The following is a 2,500-nucleotide window of genomic DNA, read 5'->3' as shown; positions in this document are numbered from 1 at the left end:
GCTTTTTAACGGAAAGCCGCAGTGAATAGGCCCAAGCGACTGTTTAGCAAAAACACAGCTCTCTGCGAAGCCGTAAGGCGAAGTATAGGGGGTGACACCTGCCCGGTGCTGGAAGGTTAAGGAGAGGGGTTAGCGTAAGCGAAGCTCTGAACTGAAGCCCCAGTAAACGGCGGCCGTAACTATAACGGTCCTAAGGTAGCGAAATTCCTTGTCGGGTAAGTTCCGACCCGCACGAAAGGTGTAACGATTTGGGCACTGTCTCAACCAGAGACTCGGTGAAATTATAGTACCTGTGAAGATGCAGGTTACCCGCGACAGGACGGAAAGACCCCGTGGAGCTTTACTGTAGCCTGATATTGAATTTTGGTACAGTTTGTACAGGATAGGCGGGAGCCATTGAAACCGGAGCGCTAGCTTCGGTGGAGGCGCTGGTGGGATACCGCCCTGACTGTATTGAAATTCTAACCTACGGGTCTTATCGACCCGGGAGACAGTGTCAGGTGGGCAGTTTGACTGGGGCGGTCGCCTCCTAAAGTGTAACGGAGGCGCCCAAAGGTTCCCTCAGAATGGTTGGAAATCATTCGTAGAGTGCAAAGGCATAAGGGAGCTTGACTGCGAGACCTACAAGTCGAGCAGGGACGAAAGTCGGGCTTAGTGATCCGGTGGTTCCGCATGGAAGGGCCATCGCTCAACGGATAAAAGCTACCCCGGGATAACAGGCTTATCTCCCCAAGAGTCCACATCGACGGGGAGGTTTGGCACCTCGATGTCGGCTCATCGCATCCTGGGGCTGTAGTCGGTCCCAAGGGTTGGGCTGTTCGCCCATTAAAGCGGTACGCGAGCTGGGTTCAGAACGTCGTGAGACAGTTCGGTCCCTATCCGTCGTGGGCGTAGGAAATTTGAGAGGAGCTGTCCTTAGTACGAGAGGACCGGGATGGACGCACCGCTGGTGTACCAGTTGTTCTGCCAAGGGCATAGCTGGGTAGCTATGTGCGGAAGGGATAAGTGCTGAAAGCATCTAAGCATGAAGCCCTCAAGATGAGATTTCCATAGCGTAAGCTAGTAAGATCCCTGAAAGATGATCAGGTTGATAGGTTCGAGGTGGAAGCATGGTGACATGTGGAGCTGACGAATACTAATAGATCGAGGACTTAACCATATAATATGTAGCAATGTTATCTAGTTTTGAAGGAATATGCCTTCATAGTTTGGTGATGATGGCAGAGAGGTCACACCCGTTCCCATACCGAACACGGAAGTTAAGCTCTCTAGCGCCGATGGTAGTTGGGACCTTGTCCCTGTGAGAGTAGGACGTCGCCAAGCAAAAACCTAAGTCATTTTGACTTAGGTTTTTTTGTGTTTATTTTTATTATTTTTAATTTAAAGGTAAGAATTACCTTTTCAAGAATATAGTCCAGATGTAAAAAGAATGTTTGTGATCTTACATAACCTTTTGTGCTTTTAAAGGATTTTACATTAGAAAAAATCTATAATTAAGGTAGTTAACATATATTTTTGATGGGTGTGGGGAATTATGAAAGAAATATGCATGTTATTAGTGGCTGTTATATTATGGGGTACAGCCATTGCGCCAACAAAATGGGCGTTAGAATCTATTCAGCCGTTTACTTTGTTATTTATTCGTCTTTTCTTTGCAGGTGGAATTTGTATGCTATTCTCATTTAAGGAATTACAAAAATCAGTTGTACATAAAAAAGTTCCATGGAAAAGAATGAGTTTGTTAGCTTTTACCGGTGTAGCTGGTTATTTTATGTTTACATCCTACGGCATTTCTTTAACAAGTGGATTACATGTGAGTATTATAGATGCTGCATTACCATTAGTTACAATTCTTTTTTCAGCACTCTTTTTGAAAGAGAAAATTCGATTGAATTATTGGATAGGAATTATATTGGGTGCTATAGGAGTACTCTTTATTACGATTCCATCTAAAAGTGCTAATCAAGAAGTGTCTTTAATAGGAGATATACTAATATTATTAAGTACTTTTCTATTTGCTTTCTACACAGTTTTGCTAAAACGACCAAAACAAGAACAGTATTTATCAAACGAGGTTTTTACAACATTAACTTTAATTATTGGAGCTGTTATTCTCTTACCGTTTGCACTGATAGAAATTTTTTATTACGGTCTTCCAAAGGTTGAAACTTGGAAAACGGGACTTAGTGTAATATACCTTGTTATTGGAGCAACAATTTTAGCATATTGGTTTTGGAATAAAGCGCTAGAGAGAGTTTCAGCATCAGTAAGCGGATTATATTTAAATGCATTACCATTAATAAGTATTGTTACTTCAATTATTCTATTAAATGAATCTCTGACATGGAGAGTAATAATGGGAGCGAGTTTAGTTTTAATCGGAGTAGGATGGGCGGATAAGCAAAAGTTATGTAATCTATTAAAAGGTAACAAGGTGGAGAATAGAGACTGTTAAACAGTATGATTTATATAATTGAAATGTTAAAAAGATACCTTATAT

1 protein-coding gene and 2 rRNA genes (1 of these 3 cut by a window edge) are annotated in these 2,500 nt (G+C 42.0%); all 3 read left to right on the top strand.

Annotation, left to right across the window (positions count from 1 at the left end; translation table 11 throughout):
* Positions 1 to 1,159 (top strand): 23S ribosomal RNA (locus IQ781_RS13960); it begins 1,750 nt to the left of the window's first position.
* A gap of 48 nt (positions 1,160 to 1,207) precedes the next feature.
* Positions 1,208 to 1,323 (top strand): 5S ribosomal RNA (gene rrf / locus IQ781_RS13955).
* 211 nt (positions 1,324 to 1,534) lie between these two features.
* Positions 1,535 to 2,455, top strand: coding sequence for a DMT family transporter (locus IQ781_RS13950; RefSeq protein WP_000658277.1), 921 nt, complete (start codon positions 1,535 to 1,537; stop codon positions 2,453 to 2,455).
* The last annotated feature ends 45 nt before the right edge of the window (positions 2,456 to 2,500 follow it).

Origin of the sequence: Bacillus sp. N447-1 (assembly GCF_022701035.1) — a bacterium.
GTDB lineage: Bacteria > Bacillota > Bacilli > Bacillales > Bacillaceae_G > Bacillus_A > Bacillus_A cereus.
This window is presented reverse-complemented; position numbering and strand designations above follow the sequence as displayed.

Bases quoted from the DNA above. Each gene is read 5' to 3' on its own strand.
- IQ781_RS13950 (WP_000658277.1), top strand. From the start codon at position 1,535: ATGAAAGAAATATGCATGTTATTAGTGGCTGTTATATTATGGGGTACA.